15 protein-coding genes and 1 pseudogene are annotated in these 15,414 nt (G+C 52.7%); 11 read left to right on the forward strand and 5 right to left on the reverse strand.

The features are described from left to right. Window positions 1-4: 4 nt before the first annotated feature. From AC0IXH_RS18155 to AC0IXH_RS18180, 6 genes are all read left to right on the forward strand, one after another. Window positions 5-1,120 carry a mandelate racemase/muconate lactonizing enzyme family protein gene (locus AC0IXH_RS18155; protein WP_134823073.1) on the forward strand — a complete coding sequence of 372 codons (1,116 nt, stop codon included), beginning with the start codon at window positions 5-7 and terminating at the stop codon, window positions 1,118-1,120. A 409-nt stretch (window positions 1,121-1,529) separates the two neighbouring features. After that, window positions 1,530-2,375 (forward strand): DUF3289 family protein, encoded by an 846-nt coding sequence (locus AC0IXH_RS18160; RefSeq protein WP_471720796.1) that lies wholly within the window; start codon window positions 1,530-1,532, stop codon window positions 2,373-2,375. Then, entirely contained in the window at window positions 2,372-2,833 is a 462-nt protein-coding gene (locus tag AC0IXH_RS18165) for a DUF943 family protein (protein WP_346568340.1), read from the forward strand. Before AC0IXH_RS18160 ends, AC0IXH_RS18165 begins: the two co-directional genes overlap by 4 nt. Window positions 2,834-2,836: 3 nt before the next feature. Next, complete coding sequence (locus AC0IXH_RS18170) at window positions 2,837-2,977, forward strand: DUF3289 family protein (protein WP_428980709.1); 141 nt, start codon at window positions 2,837-2,839, stop codon at window positions 2,975-2,977. Further along, window positions 2,974-3,426 (forward strand): DUF943 family protein, encoded by a 453-nt coding sequence (locus AC0IXH_RS18175; protein WP_471720797.1) that lies wholly within the window; start codon window positions 2,974-2,976, stop codon window positions 3,424-3,426. The genes AC0IXH_RS18170 and AC0IXH_RS18175 overlap by 4 nt, the downstream gene beginning before the upstream one ends. 20 nt (window positions 3,427-3,446) lie before the next feature. Beyond that, complete coding sequence (locus AC0IXH_RS18180; protein WP_471720798.1) at window positions 3,447-3,902, forward strand: Hcp family type VI secretion system effector; 456 nt, start codon at window positions 3,447-3,449, stop codon at window positions 3,900-3,902. A gap of 211 nt (window positions 3,903-4,113) precedes the next feature. Here AC0IXH_RS18180 and AC0IXH_RS18185 read toward each other — a convergent pair whose 3' ends face one another. Next, on the reverse strand, window positions 4,114-4,908 hold the full coding sequence (locus tag AC0IXH_RS18185) for an AraC family transcriptional regulator (RefSeq protein ID WP_013204492.1): 795 nt from the start codon (window positions 4,906-4,908) through the stop codon (window positions 4,114-4,116). A gap of 87 nt (window positions 4,909-4,995) precedes the next feature. On the opposite strand from AC0IXH_RS18185, the gene AC0IXH_RS18190 reads away from it, so the two are divergent. Continuing rightward, the gene (locus tag AC0IXH_RS18190) at window positions 4,996-6,174 is read left to right on the forward strand and encodes an MFS transporter (protein ID WP_471721160.1); all 1,179 of its coding nucleotides are present in this window, start codon (window positions 4,996-4,998) and stop codon (window positions 6,172-6,174) included. A 105-nt stretch (window positions 6,175-6,279) separates the two neighbouring features. On the opposite strand, the gene AC0IXH_RS18195 is transcribed toward AC0IXH_RS18190, so the two are convergent. Further along, entirely contained in the window at window positions 6,280-7,197 is a 918-nt protein-coding gene (locus AC0IXH_RS18195; RefSeq protein ID WP_471720799.1) for a LysR family transcriptional regulator, read from the reverse strand. A 130-nt stretch (window positions 7,198-7,327) separates the two neighbouring features. Here AC0IXH_RS18195 and AC0IXH_RS18200 point away from each other — a divergent pair, with 130 nt between their 5' ends. The 3 genes and pseudogenes from AC0IXH_RS18200 (at window position 7,328) to AC0IXH_RS18210 (ending at window position 10,129) form a co-directional block, all read left to right on the forward strand. Beyond that, window positions 7,328-8,725, forward strand: coding sequence for an amidohydrolase family protein (locus tag AC0IXH_RS18200; RefSeq protein WP_471720800.1), 1,398 nt, complete (start codon window positions 7,328-7,330; stop codon window positions 8,723-8,725). Window positions 8,726-8,745: 20 nt separating this feature from the next. Then, a complete protein-coding gene (locus AC0IXH_RS18205; RefSeq protein ID WP_241199832.1) occupies window positions 8,746-9,213 on the forward strand; it encodes a DMT family transporter in 468 nt (155 codons plus the stop codon). A gap of 57 nt (window positions 9,214-9,270) precedes the next feature. Then, window positions 9,271-10,129: pseudogene (locus AC0IXH_RS18210) on the forward strand (SMP-30/gluconolactonase/LRE family protein). A 296-nt stretch (window positions 10,130-10,425) separates the two neighbouring features. On the opposite strand, the gene AC0IXH_RS18215 reads toward AC0IXH_RS18210, so the two are convergent. The 3 genes from AC0IXH_RS18215 to AC0IXH_RS18225 are packed head-to-tail and all read right to left on the reverse strand — an operon-like array spanning window position 10,426 to window position 14,104. After that, window positions 10,426-11,685, reverse strand: coding sequence for a glycerate kinase type-2 family protein (locus AC0IXH_RS18215; protein ID WP_346596033.1), 1,260 nt, complete (start codon window positions 11,683-11,685; stop codon window positions 10,426-10,428). Between the two features lie 2 nt (window positions 11,686-11,687). Further along, window positions 11,688-12,776: a tartrate dehydrogenase gene (locus AC0IXH_RS18220; RefSeq protein ID WP_013204485.1), complete on the reverse strand. Its 1,089-nt coding sequence runs from the start codon at window positions 12,774-12,776 to the stop codon at window positions 11,688-11,690. Between the two features lie 14 nt (window positions 12,777-12,790). Then, window positions 12,791-14,104, reverse strand: a complete 1,314-nt coding sequence (locus tag AC0IXH_RS18225; RefSeq protein ID WP_346596034.1) for an MFS transporter — start codon at window positions 14,102-14,104, stop codon at window positions 12,791-12,793. A gap of 128 nt (window positions 14,105-14,232) precedes the next feature. On the opposite strand from AC0IXH_RS18225, the gene AC0IXH_RS18230 reads away from it, so the two are divergent. Beyond that, entirely contained in the window at window positions 14,233-15,141 is a 909-nt protein-coding gene (locus AC0IXH_RS18230) for a LysR family transcriptional regulator (RefSeq protein ID WP_206404544.1), read from the forward strand. Window positions 15,142-15,414: the final 273 nt, after the last annotated feature.

Below are 15,414 nucleotides of genomic sequence, written 5' to 3' on the forward strand. Positions count from 1 at the left end.
CTTGATGAAAATTACCGACGTAGAAGCCTTTTACTTACGGCTGCCGAACATTGAAAAGCGCACCGACAGTTCGCAGGATGCGCTGCTGATCAAAATCTCCACTGATGCTGGTTATGTCGGCTGGGGCGAAGTGGACGGCAGCCCGTACGTGACCAAAGCGATTATTGATGCGCCGTACTCCCACACCATGGTCACCGGCCTGAAGTCGCTGCTGATTGGCGAGAACCCGCTGGACACCAGGCGCCTGTGGACCAAAATGCACAAGGCGACCATCTATTACGGCCGCAACGGTGCGGTGATCCAGGCGATGGCCGGCATTGATATCGCGCTGTGGGATATCAAAGGCAAGGCGCTGGATAAACCGATTGTCGATTTGCTGGGCGGCGCGATGCGCGACAAAATGCGCGTCTATTCTTCCAATATGTTCCAGTACAGCATTGATGACACCGTAGCCCGCGCCCGTCATGCGGTGGATACCGGCCACACCGGCGTGAAATTTGGCTGGGAACCCTTTGGTGAAAATGAAGCGCTGGATATGCGCTATCTCGACGCACTTCGCCACGCAATTGGCGACGATGTCGACCTGATGCTCGACGTCGGCCATGCTTGGGATGCCAAAACCACCCTTCGTCGTGCCGAGCGTTTCGATCCGTTCAACCTGTTCTGGATTGAGGAGCCGCTGCACCCGGATAACTTTGCCGGTTACGGCCAGGTTTCCGCCGCCTGTACGCAGCATATTGCGGCCGGCGAGCAGGAGTGTTCGGTCAGCGGCTTCCAGCGTCTGATTGATGAAGGCGGCATTGATATCGTGCAGATCGACCTGACCCGCACCGGCTTTACCCAGGCGATTGAAATCGCCAACTATGCCCACAGCCGGGGCCGCAAGGTGTGTAACCATAACTTCACCACCGACATCAACACCGCCGCCTCGCTGCACTTCCTCTGCGCCATCGAGAATGCGCTGGTGATGGAATATTGCGTTGAGCCCGGTGAAATCAGCCGCTCGCTGGCGAAGAACCCGGTGCGCATTGAAGACGGTTACGCCTGGCTGCCGTCAGAGCCTGGCCTGGGCGTCGAGCCGCGCGAAGACATTATCGAGAAGTTTTTGGTGCGTGATTAACGGCGGACTGACCTGGCCTGGTTTCATCGGACGGGTTTACTTGCAGGCAATTGGGCACGACCTTTTTTTACCTCAAGCCGCTTGATCGCGGCTTTTTTCATTTAAATAAAAACCAATCTGAGAATTTAATAATAAATACTATCCCGATGCCGGTTAATCGAATCAGTAATGGAGAGTGGTAACAGGGATGCCACGGAAAGTCGGTGTTGCTTGATGATGAAGGGAATAACTTAAAATAAGATTAGCGGATCTATTAACGCCTTCTGCCAATGCCCTCTAAATTAACTTGCTGTTTTGTGGGTTTATCACTTTTCTGCATGATTAATCTGACGTAAAGTTTCGTTATTCGCCTCTGATAAAAAGCCTGTCTGAATAAAATAGGGATTTCCCGTTACAAGGAGTAACGCAGATGACACTGGCCCGTTTCCCGCAGACTATCTTCTCCACGCAGCGCCTGTTCGACGATTACGGCACCGATGATATGCGGTGCGGCGACATCACCGAATCACGCCTGAAAGACGAGTTTGCCCTCAGCACCATTTCTAACGTCGTTGACCCTTACACGCTGACACGACTGACGGCCTTCAATAATCCGCAATCGCGCTTTGCCGGCGTGTTTGGCGATAAAAGGGCGGGGAAAGTCAGTGTCGAGGAGTGTGCGAACCTGTTGTTTGATGAACTTCAGATCACATCGCTGCCTTTTTCCGTTTATGGTCCCTATAGAAATCTGATCAATCAAATGTTCAGCCATATGCAAACGGCGAACGGCGCACCGTTCCGAGATTTGCAGCTGGACAGGGGATATCGTGAGCAGATCCTTAATGATGATTCCAGAAACAGTACCAGGCTGGAAATAAAAGCAGTTATAGAAGAGTATGTTGATTATGTTAATAAAGCTTTTCCTCAGGCAGCACGACCTTCATTTACCATGGCGATCGGGAAAAAGGTTTTACCAAAGTTTGATTCTCTTTTAGCGGATAAAATAAATGGGCTTGGTATTTCAGTCCATGATGTTTATGCTACGCAGATTGAATTACTTAATTTAGACGTTATCTCCACCGGTTGGAAAGCCAAAGTTAAATATGTTGGGCAAGATCATTTTGGGCTTGATGTGAATGATATATCTACAAACAAGTTCAGACAGTTCCAGTTCTTCAGGATTTGGTTCGTCTTACAACGTTTTAACAGATTTGGCTTTCGTCCTTTTCTTACAAACATGGAAGCGATAATAGATATTGAGGGGGGGAGGAAATGAAAAAACTACTGATTATGTTCGTTTTAGTGTCTTTCATGACTGGTGGGTCATATTTGTATCTTAACTTCCGGGACGTTAAGGTTATAGATGCACATCATGATGAATACACCGCACAAATTCTGGTTAATCATTTACCTTTATCTACTTCAGCCAGTATTGAATGGTGGGTGAAAAATCAAGCTGAAATATTATCAAAATATAAAATATTGCCAAAAGACTCCGGAGGGCCTGCCTTTTTGTCAGTTTTTTCTTTTGGTAAGGGTTATCAGGATGATGGCTACAAAGACAGGGAAGACAGGTTATGTTTCGCTGATATGGAGCCACCTAAAAACTGTATCGATAAAGATATCCTCATGCTGATTTATCGCACTCGAGATGGCGACACGCGATTCAGACGCCACGGGAATACTTATCTTATGACGCAGGATGGCAAAATCACCGAAGTCAGCAAGGAGTAGCTTTTGGACATTAGTAAGCCAAAATTTCATCAGTTTCAGTTTTTGAGGAGGGGGTTTGTCCTGCACCGTTTTAGCCCATTTAGATTTCGTCTCTTTATCACCCATATAGAAGCGACAACAGATATTGATGGAGGCGTTAAGTGAAAAAGTTAATGATCAGTGTGTTCTTGTTGGTGCTGACTGCCATAGGCGTATATATCTATCTAGATTTCCGAAGCGTAAAAGTGATCGATGCACATCAAAATACCACTCATGCAGAAATCCTTGTTGATCGTCTTCCGATTTCAACCTCAGCCAGTATTGACTGGTGGATGAAAAATAAATCCGCTATTTACTCAAAGTATAAAATACTCCCCAGCGATGCCGGGGGACCAAGATACATAACGATCTTTGGTTTTGGTGAGGGGTATCAGGAATTAGGCCGGGAAGACAGGTTATGTTTCGCTGATATGGCGCCACCTAAAAACTGTATCGATAAAGATATTTTGATGCTTATTAATCGTACCCGCAATGGCGACACGCAGTTCAGACGCCATGGGAGTAAGTATCTTATGACGCAGGATGGAAAAATTACCGAAGTCAGCAAGGATTAGCTCAGAAGAGGGTTCAGGGAATGAGTAATTTGTTTATCAAGGTCGACAACATAAATGGCGAGTCTCAGGACGCTGACCACAAGGGCTGGACCGATATCCACTCTTACAGCTGGGGCGTAAACCGGGTTCAGGCCGGTAAGGGAGGCGCCAATCATCTCAATCTGATTGCCCAAGCGTCAATGGATAAGTCCACCCCAGCGATGTTTCTGCATGCGTCGAATGGCCATAAAATTAGCAAAGTACAACTCTCGGCCTGCAAGGCGGGCGGTACCGCACTGGAATATTATCGCATCACGCTGGAGAACGTTTTTATTGCCGGAGTTTCATTCAGTGACGGCAGTGACCAAGCCCGGATGCAATATGCTTTTCAGGCCGAGACGGTAAAAGTGCAGTACTGGGAACAGAGTGCCTCCGGCGGTAAAGGCGCCGAAGCCAGGGCCGGCTGGGATATAAAAAATAACACCTCCGCTTTTTGACCAGAAGGAGAAACCTTCCAGGTAGACGTGATGGAGGCTATGGCCAGTTCTCCACTCTTCTTTCTGTTCGCAGGCGGTGGGGTGGGCAGTTGTGTTTGATGGCTACTAAGAGGGGTTTATTGATGCGCGGGGCTTTCAACTATGAAGGTCCGTTTTGAGCGAACAGCGGACGCTGGCGTTCTTTGTAAAATCCGGTTTGTGTCGGGTTGCATTAGTTTAGGGACATAAAATATTGCGTCGGTGATTTACCCAACGCTTTTCTGAACATCGTAATAAACGCGCTTACCGAATCATATCCCAGCGTTCCGGCTACGCGCTGCACGGACTGACCTTCAGCCAGATGGCTCAGGGCAATCATCAAATGCAGCTGCTGACGCCAGCGACCAAAGCTCATTCCTGTCGCCTCTTTTATCAGCCTGGCCAGCGATCGTTCGCTGGTGACCAGATGTGCAGCCCACTGCTTTAATGTTCGCCGGTCATCAGGCTCATTAAAAAGTGCCTCAGCCATATTCCGGATTTTAGGATGGTCGGATACAGGCAGGTGGAGCGCTTTAACCGGCACATCCGGTATATGTTCCAGCAGCACTGCTGCCAGCCTCGCGTTTTTACTGTCAGGCGAATAAGCATGTTCCTGCTCTGCCAGGAACAGAACGAGCTCGCGGACCAGAGAAGTAATAGCAAGGGTACAGCAGGCTTCCGGCATCGCTGCCGCGCCGGGTTCGATAAACAGAAAGCAGGTATCCGCATTCTTCGTGACCCGGCAGTTGTGTGGGGTTTCACCCGGAACCCAGACAGCATGTCCCGGTGGAACAAGCCACAGCGCATCCTGAACCTCACAACTCACTGCACCACGTAAAGAGATAATAAGTTGTCCCTTACGGTGAGCATGCGGACTCTGCCCTGCATACTCGCCTGACGATGATACATGCAGCGCGATAGCAGCCTGACTGAAAGCATCGGCATTAAACTCATCCGGTGAGGTCACCGGTTTTTTATTAACTGGCATGATTTAGTTATATGTTGTCAGGTTATCTATATTCTGTAACTCATGCGTCCTTTAAAGTCTTTCTTTTTACCAGAGAAAACAAAATTTATGTCCCACACTACCAACAAGTGGTCTTCAATCATACTTGTGACCGGCATCCTTTTTATCGCTATCAACCTGCGTGTTCCTTTTACCGCTATCGCACCCGTTTTAGAGTCTATTCGCCATGATTTTGGGCTCAGTATTACTGCCGTTGGGTTGCTTAACTCGCTGCCTTTACTGGCCTTTGCCGTCTTTTCACCGCTGAGCGCATCCATCTCACACAAGTACGGTCTTGAACGCACCCTTTTTGGTGCCCTGGCCGTGATTTCAGCGGGCATCCTGCTTCGCTCCACAGGCAGTGTCTGGGCGCTTTATGGCGGAACCATATTGATAGGTATCGGGATTGCCCTCGGCAATGTCCTGCTGCCTGGCCTTATCAAACGTGACTTTTCTGGCAACGTGGCTTCCATGACGGGGGCATATTCCATCACCATGGGCGCGGCTGGTGCTATTGGTTCAGCCATTGTCATTCCTCTGACGCAGAGCTGGGGCTGGAACATCGCGTTAGCCATGCTGGTTATTGCACCGCTGCTTGCGTTGCTTTTATGGTTGCCCCAGTTAAAGATGAAGCATCAGTTGCCGGGAGAGGGCGAGAAAAAAGCGGCGACCGTCGCGGTCTGGCGCTCGCCTCTGGCATGGCAGGTCACCTTATTTATGGGCCTGAATGCGATGCCGTTTTATGTTGCGGTGGGATGGCTGCCAGCCATTCTGACGGACAGTGGACTCTCCTCAGCTCAGGCTGGTGAGGTACACGGTATCCTTCAGCTGACCACCGCCATTCCCGGCCTGATTCTGGCGGCCACGCTGCGTCGTCTAAACGATCAGAGATTAGCCGCTGCTGGCGTAAGCCTTATAACGGCTGTGTCCTTTATGGGGATCCTGTACTTGCCGAATCTTGCGATGCTGTGGGCAGCGCTTCTAGGCTTTGGCTCGGGTGCCAGCATGATGCTGGGTCTGACCTTCATCGGGCTGCGTACTAAAAACGCCGGTGATGCTGCCGCGTTGTCAGGCATGGCGCAGAGTGTTGGTTATCTGATGGCGGCGATGGGGCCGCTGTTGCTGGGCAAAGTACAGGAGTTGTCCGGAGGCTGGACGGTGTCATTACTGATGACCGCAGCAATCGCGGTAGCAGGTGCCTGCACCGGAATGGCTGCCGGACGAAATGCGCATCTGGAACCTGTATAGCAGACGGGCTGAATTGGCTGGCACAACAGGGGAACGATCGGTTCCTCTGCTGTGGATGCTGTCCATTATCGTTCTGAAGCGTACTCTTACTCTCAAGACCATCTCTTACCGGGAAGGCCGTTTCTCACCTGCGACATCGTTGAAAAGTTCGCCGACCCAGTCAGCAAAAGCACGCACGGCGGGAGAGAGAAAACGCTGATGCGGATAGAGCATCGTCACCGGCACGGAAGGTGGCTGCCAGTCCGCCAGAACCTCGACCAGTTTGCCTTGCCGCAGATTCTCCGAGATCACATTCTCAGCAAGCTGCGCCAGCCCAAAACCCTCAAGGCATAGTCTGATATAGAGTCCCGTTTCGTTAACGGCTGCATCCCCCTCAACCGGCACAGAGAAGGCCTCAGTACCTCGTGTCAAGCGCAGTTCATTAGTGCGTCTTCCCGAACCGGAAAAGTAATGAATCGCCCGATGCAGCGACAACGCTTCCGGCGTCTCAGGCACACCGTATTGCCTGAGATAGTCCGGCGAGGCGCAGGTCACCCAGCGAAACCGGCCAAGTGGCCGCGCAACCAGCGTGGAGTCGGTTAATTCTCCGGTTCGGATCACGCAATCTATCCCTTCCTGAACAAGATCGACCTGCCGGTCGCTGACGCCAATCATCAGGTAAATATCCGGATAGAGCCGGTAAAATTCTTTCAGATTGGGCATGACGATGAAGTGGGCGATACCCCCTGGCATATCAACCCGCAGCCGTCCCTGGGGTCGTCTGACGGAATCACTCAGGCTGGATTCACTAAGTTCAATTAGCGACAGGATCTCCCGGCACTGCACCAGATACTGCAGTCCTTCAGGTGTGAGGCTGACCCGTCTTGTCGTCCGGTTAAGCAGACGTACCTGCAGGTATTTCTCCAGATTTTTAATCGTGCTGGTGACGGTGGAAGCTGGCAGTGACAGTGTCTCTGCCGCGCGCACAAAGCTTCCGGCTTCAGCAACCCTTATAAAAACCTGCATAGCCTGAATCCGATCCATCGTCCTGCTCCTGGGTAAAAGTGAGTCTGATTATTCGCGAATTATGAATTATGAAAACGCTTTAAGCATCTTATTCAGGATAATGACGTGGTGTATCGTTTCCCCATTAATCAGGAAAGAGGCAGGTTTAATGACCGAATACATCCGAAATATTGTTAACAATCAGAATAGTACTTCACAGGCTACGTTGATTCGTGGCGCCACGATACTGAGCATGGACGGGAGCGTCGGTAACATTGAGCACGGCGATATTCTCATCAACGGCTCAACTATTACCGCCGTGGGCCAAAACCTGGATGTGCCGGGTGCGCATGTCATTGATGCCACTAACATGATCGCCATGCCGGGAATGATCGATTCTCATCGTCACGCATGGGAAGGACAGTTGCGCCGCATTAACCCAAACGCCACCTGCCTGGACGACTACAGCAACGCCACGCACTTCTCCTTCGCTAAATATTACCGTCCTGCCGATATCTATGTTGGCAACCTGCTGACGGCGCTGGGCGCTATTGACGCGGGCATCACCACGATGATCGATAACTCGCACAACAGCCGCACCGCAGCGCATTCCGATGCCGCCGTCGAGGCCCTGCTTGATACCGGCATTCGTGCCATTCATGCTTCCGGCGCACCGGTAGCTGGCGAATGGGATAAAGCGCACTGGCCGGGAAACTGGCAGCGTCTGCAGGATAAGTATTTCACCGACAACCCTGAAAGCCTGGTCTCTCTCGCCGTCATGGCCCAGCTGGAGCCGGAGTTGTGGGCCGAGGCCCGCCGGCTGGGACTGTCGATTGTCACTGAGTTCTTTGGCGCTGAGATGGGGTCTGAACTTGAGTCGCTGCATCAGCAGGGGCTGCTGGGTCCGGACAATATTTTCAATCACTGCACGGCGCTGCCTGACCGGGGATGGAAAATTCTGCGGGAGGCCGGTGTCCGGGTGAACGTCTGCCCGCGCTCAGATTCGCACTATGGCATCGAAAGCGGAATGTTCGCCATAGAGGCCGCGCAGCGACATGGCATCAATCCTGGCCTGAGCGTAGACAATGAAACGTCGTACAGCACCGATATGTTTATGGAGATGCGCGTCGCCTTTTACCTGCAGCGCGTGATGGGCATGCATCAGCAGAAGTGCTGCGATTCAGAACATGCGCTGAAAACGCTTCCCGCGGCGCAACTCCTTAAAGCCGCGACTCTTGATGGCGCTGCCTGTGCAGGGCTGCAGGACAAAGTGGGCAGCCTGACGCCAGGCAAACAAGCCGACCTGGTGCTGATTAGCTCCAGTGATCTCAATCTTTACCCGTCCGGCAATGCCTTTGGCACGGTGGTTCATGCCGCCGAGCGCAGCAACATCGACACCGTCATGATCGGCGGACGCATCGTTAAACAGAACGGTAAGGTGCTGGGCGTAGATAGCGCGCGACTGCGTGCGGCGATTGATGAGTCGCGTGAGCACCTTTTTGCAGCCTCTGGCTACCAGCCTGACATTTTTGCTGACACCTTCCTGCCGCTGGTGCAGGCCGACTGACCAGGATGAAAAGCATTGGCATGATCTATTACGTAATCGCTTTTGCCGCAGGCCTGGGGATCACCTTGCAGACGACCCTGAACAGCCAGCTGGCAAAGGGACTGGGCGGCGACCCGGTCACTGCGGCGCTGTTTTCCTTTACGGCGGGCGCGTTCAGTCTGGGGGGTTACGCGCTGCTGAGGGGAGGGTTGATGACATCGCTAGCAGCGATCCCGTCGCAACCCCTCTGGAGTCTGGCGGGCGGAATGATAGGCGCATGTGCCCTGTTCAGCTATGTCGTGCTTGCGCCGAAAATCGGGTTCTCAGCTCTGCTCGGGCTGGCGATTGTCGGACAGTTACTTTCCTCGCAGATGATTGACCACTATGGGTTGCTGGGGGCTATGCGGCGACCGGTTTCGTTACTCAGGCTGGGGGGAATGGTTGTCATGCTGATCGGACTTGCCGTCATGCTTTTCGGCGATCGGCTCTCTGCACGTTTTCTGCATTAACTGCGTTATCCACTTTTGCCATCGTGCAGTACGACCTTTTATATCCGGAGGATAAACATGTTTTCAATTGCAGCTAAGGTCAGGAATAAGCTTGGAGAGTGCCCGCTGTGGTGTGAAAGAACCCGCAGGCTCTACTGGACTGACATTGAAGCCAGTGAACTTCTCGCCATAGAAGGAGGCACTGAGGCTGTGATGCGCTGGTCGCTGCCTGAACGCCTTGGCTCCTTTGCACTGACTGAAAAAAGTCACATTCTGCTGATGGGATTCGCGTCAAGGCTGGCTTTCTATGATCTCAACAGCGGTTTAATTACCCCAGTTGCCGCTTCACCGGGAGACAACGGCGCCCGCATAGGTGATGGACGATGTGACCGTGCCGGTAATTTTGTCTTCGGGACGATGGATGACGGTTATCCCGTTAAAGTCATCGGTAAGTTTCATCGAGTCAACGCGGCAACGCTGACTGTTGAGACGCTTGCACTGCCCGATGTCGCTATACCAAACAGCATTTGTTTCAGCCCCGATGGCGGCACGCTCTATTACTGTGACTCGATGCAGGGGCGGATAATGTGCTGTGATTACCCCTTGCTGCAGAAACAGCGCGTGTTCGCCGAAAGCGAAGGCAGCGGCGCGCCTGACGGCTCCTGCGTGGATGAGATGGGCTATCTATGGAATGCTGAATGGGGGGGGCCGTGTTGTCCGTTACCGCCCAGATGGGACCACAGATGCTATTCTGACGTCACCTGGAATCCAGAGCACCTGTCCGACACTCGCCGGTGAGGGTTTTACCCATCTCTATTGCACCACGGCTACAGTGGGACTCACTGCGCTGTCTGAATATGACGGTGCATTGCTCAAAGCTAAATCTGATCTCAGTCCCGGATTACCTGAAAACCGCTTTGCGGCACACACAGTTTAATGGTTTTGATACTGATAGAAATTTGGTAGTTCAGGCTCAAAGAAAACGTCCGCTTCTGACACAAAGCAGATAGGCGCTGGCCAGCGTCCACTGTGAGTGAGAAACGGACTAAATCCAGGGGATTGACTGGTTTTAATAGGGAGAAGGGATTTTCAACCGCGCAAACTGGACACGACAGGCTGTAGCTTTCCAGGATAGAGCATCAGGGGAAGCCGTTAGAACCGTGACAAACTGGCTTAGGCTGAACAACGCTAAGCATAAATATTGCTCTCCCGGGCCGCAGGAGAGCAACAGGCTCAGGCAATCAATATTGCCCGGATGTCATTTACGTTGGTTAAAGTCGGGCCGGTTATCAGCAAATCATCAAGCGCGTGAAAATAGCTGTAACTGTCATGTCCATCGAGATAATTAACCGCATTAAGGCCACTCATTCTGCCGCGTGTCAGCGTGTCCGGGAAAACCATCGCGCCCGCTGCATCTTCCGTGCCGTCAATACCATCACTGTCGCCAGCTACTGCCCAGATACCGTTTTCACCCTGCAATGCGCAAGCAAGGCTGAGCAAAAACTCGGTGTTTCGCCCGCCTTTTCCGGGCTGACCGTTGTTGACCGTCACGGTGGTTTCACCACCCGACAACAGCACAGCAGGACCGGAAACCGGATGCCCATACTGCTTCACCGACCTGGCGATACCGGCCATGACCACGGCCACTTCACGGCTTTCACCTTCAATCGCATCGCCCAGAATAAGCGGCGTGAGTCCGTGATTGCGTGCAGCGACTGCCGCCTGCTGTAATGCCAGCGCAGGTGTGGCGATCAGCCTGAATTCACCGTTCGCTACTTTTTTCACCGGGCTGGCCGGCTGGTTTAACAGGTTGCGGACAGCTTCGGGGATAGCGATGTCGTAGCGCTGTAGTACCTGGAGCGCATCATGCGGCATACTGTGGTCGGCAACGGTGGGGCCAGACGCTACGTCTGCCGGATTATCGCCCGGCACGTCACTGATAATCAGTGACACGATACGGGCCGGTTGCGCCAGCACCGCCAGCTTGCCACCTTTCACCGCGGAGAGGTGACGACGTACCAGATTCATCTCTTTGATGTTGGCGCCACTGTGTAGCAGAGACCGGGTGATTTTCTGCTTATCGGGCAGCGTTAATCCCGGCGCGGGAAGCGCCATCAGCGCAGAACCCCCACCGGAAATCAGTGCCAGCACCAGATCATCCGGTGTTAATCCGCGTAATGCCTCCACAATCAGCATTGCGGCCGTTTCACTCATCGCATCCGATACGGGATGCGCCGCCTCGATAATGCGGATGCGACCCGCGGGCACCGCGTGACCGTAACGCGTCACTACCACGCCTGACACATCCACTTCAGGCCAGGCCGCATCCACCGCTGCCGCCATAGCTGCTGAAGCTTTACCGGCACCGATCACCACGCAACGGCCGCGTGGCTTTTCCGGCAGGTTCGGAGGTATCACCGGCCCGGCGCGGGCGCTGTCGACAGCCTGCTGAAAGATATCCTGCAGGATCGCTGCGGCCTGTTCATTTTTCATGGCTATGCGTTCTCGGCAACGTCAGCTTTGGCTTCGATAAATTGCACCACGGCGCGTGTGACGTCAGCGGTACTGGCGGTGCCGCCGACATCTGGCGTCAGAATGCCTTTCTTACACACGTATTCGATGCCTTCCATGATCAACGCAGCGGCGTCGCGTTCGCCCAGATGTTCAAGCATCTGCACGGCAGTCCAGAAGGTCGCAACCGGATTAGCGATGCCTTTGCCGGTGATATCAAATGCTGAACCATGGATCGGTTCAAACATGGAAGGGAACCGGCGTTCCGGATCGATATTTGCGGTAGGCGCCACGCCCAGACTGCCTGCCAGCGCCCCGGCCAGATCAGACAGAATATCGGCATGCAGGTTGGTTGCAACGATGGTATCCAGCGTCTGCGGATGCAGCGTCATACGATGCGTCATGGCATCGACCAGCATTTTGTCCCACTGCACATCCGGAAACTCCAGCGCTACCTCAGCGGCAATTTCATCCCACATCACCATACCGTGACGCTGGGCATTGGATTTGGTCACTACGGTAAGCAGCTTGCGCGGACGTGACTGCGCCAGTCTGAAGGCATAGCGCATGATGCGCGTGACCCCAACGCGGGTGAAGATTGCCACTTCGGTACCCACCTCTTCCGGTAAGCCCCGGTGCGCACGACCGCCGTTACCGGAGTATTCGCCCTCAGAGTTTTCACGCACGATGACCCAGTCAAGATCGCCTGGACCACGGTTCCGTAATGGTGAAGTCACGCCAGGCAGGATTTTGGTTGGCCGTACATTGGCGTACTGGTCAAAGCCCTGGCAAATCGGCAGACGCAGGCCCCACAGGGTGATGTGGTCAGGCACATCGGGTGCTCCCACCGCGCCGAAGTAAATAGCGTCGAACTTCTTCAGCGTGTTCAGTCCCTCTTCCGGCATCATCACGCCATGTTTTTTGTAGTAATCCGAACCCCAGTCAAAGGTTTCTACATCAAACTTCAGCTGCGGATCGCGACGTGTCAGCGCATGCAGTACTTCAACACCTGCTGAAATGACTTCCGGACCGATACCGTCGGCAGGTATGGCTGCAATTTTGTAATTACGCATAGTTACTTCTCCAGTCAATGATGGGTATGAGGATGAGGAATCTCTGCCGTTTGCGGTTTATTTGCTTTGGCAGAAAGAATGAGGACAATCAGAGCTGATAATCCCAGCAGCCCCGCGACAAAGTAGAGGCCCCAGCTGTAGCTGCCGGTTTGCTGACGGATCACGCCAATCATCATCGGACCGACAAAACCGCCGAGATTGCCGATGGAGTTGATAGTAGCGATACCCGCTGCCGCTGCCGGTCCGCTGAGAAACACGGTTGGCATGCTCCACAGTGGGGGTTTCGATGCGCTGATCCCTACGGTGACCAGCGTTAAGGCGATAATAACGGCGAACAGCGTGCTAACGTTACCGGCGTAAATCAGTCCGGCTGCTGCCAGCAGACAGGCGCCAATTACATGCCAGCTGCGCTCTTTAGTACGGTCGGAATGACGTGCCCACAGGATCATGGCGATAACGCCTATGACAGCCGGGAAGGCGTTAAGGAAACCAATTTCAAGCGATGATGCACCGAAGCTGCGGATGATTTGCGGCGACCATATGCCAAGCGTGTACAAGCCAGCGGACGTACCGAAATAAACCAGTGCCAGTGCCAGCACGCGCTTATCCGCCAGTCCTTGCCATGCGCTACTGTGGCTCTGTTTTGCCGCACGTGCCAGCTCCTCGGCCTGCATGGTGTTTTCCAGCCAGGTACGTTCTTCGTCAGTCAGCCATTTGGCTTTGGCCGGGCGGTCAGTAAGGTAGAACAACACGATAACGCCGAGCATCAGCGCGGGGACGGCTTCCAGTAAAAACATCCACTGCCAGCCGGCGTAGCCGAGAAAACCATGCATCTCCAGCAGGGCAGCTGAAATAGGCGATCCCAGTGCTGTTGAGAGCGGGGCAGCGGCCATGAAGATAGCCGTGACCTGCGCGCGTTTTGCTGCCGGGAACCAGTAGCTGAGATAGAGGATGATACCCGGGAAGAAACCGGCCTCAGCCACGCCGAGCAGGAAGCGCAGAATATAGAAACTGGTAGTGCCCTGCACAAAAGCCATACAGCCAGAGACTAAGCCCCAGGTGATCATCACGCGGGCGATCCAGATACGGGCGCCCACTTTATGGAGGATTAAGTTTGACGGGACTTCAAAAAGGAAATATCCGAGGAAGAAAATGCCGGCACCCAGCCCAAAGACTGTCGGCGAAAAGCCCAGATCCTGGTTCATGGTCAGGGCAGCAAAACCAATGTTTACCCGGTCGAGAAACGCAATGAAATACAGCAGCATAATAAAAGGAATGATGCGCAAGGTAACCTTTCGCATAACCTTTTTGTCGAGGTCGTTATTCATTTCAGGATGCTCCACAGTCATGTAGGGTTGTTATCGTTTTGTAATAATCCCAGTATGAAGTTTTGCGCGGCTTTATCATCGGCACTGCTTTATATAAATAATTTGCATAATCAGGTTTTGGTGAAAAAATGGATATAAATCAGTTGCGTTGCTTTGCAGTGTTGGGTGATGAGCTTCACTTTGGCCGGGCAGCCCGAAAACTTGAAATGATGCCTGCGTCACTCAGCCGTTTCATAAAATTGCTGGAGGAGGAGCTGGGGATAAGGTTACTGAATCGATCGACCAGAAATGTTTCGCTGACGCCTGAAGGGGCAGCGTTTTTGAATGAGGCCAAAGCCGTGATTGCTGATTTCGATGCGCTGCGGCTGCGGTTCCGTAAAACGGCATTATTGCAGAAAAGGACGCTGCGGATAGGTGCTATTGACAGCGCTGCCAGAGGGTTACTGCCGGAATTAATTCATCTTTTCGTCAGGCGGTTTCCTGATGCGGATATCCATATTACTGAAGATAAAACGCACAGCCTTATCCCCCGACTCCTCTCCGGATGGCTGGATGTGATCTTTGTACGTCCGCCTGAACATGTTGACGTTACGCTGACAACGCGATTTATCACTAATGAAACCTGCGTGCTCGCCGTTCCTGCCCATCACCGGCTGGTGAGTCATAGTGAAGTCAGTATCGATGATTTTCGTAATGAGCCGGTAATCGTGCCCGAAAGGCGCACCCGGCCTCACAGTCACGATCTGACGATGAACGTTTTCAAAGCAGGCGGCTGCGTACCCGTTATCGCGCAGTATGCCGAAGAGAAACAGACCATCCTGAGTTTTGTAGCCGCCGGTCTGGGCATCGCTCTGGTCCCTTCATCATATAAGAATATGAATGCTGACGGCGTGAAATACCTCGCTCTCTCGCCGATGAAGAATGTGGACGGGCTTCCGCTGAGTGCGATGTGGCATCAGGGAAATAATAATATTTATGTTAACGCTCTGCTGGATATGCTTTCTGACAACATTGAAAAGCTTACTTATAACCTGTGACTGATTACAGAACGGTGGAGACTGACTATCCATTGGCCCTGTGCACGCTTGCTCAAAAAAGCGCCAGGTCGGGGTGGGATTTCATGCGGCTCTTTGATTAGCGAAAGAAGGGGAAAGCATTAAAAAGAATCAGAGCGCATAAGTTTATGAAACATTAAATACCACGAAACTCTCACCGCTCTGCCACCGGTTTATTAGCACCCCAAAATCTCAATAAAGTCCGATCATGCATTTAATGGACAAGTTCGAAGTTTCCCAGAGCCATCCTAAACT

It is taken from the genome of Erwinia sp. AC075 (assembly GCF_979253995.1).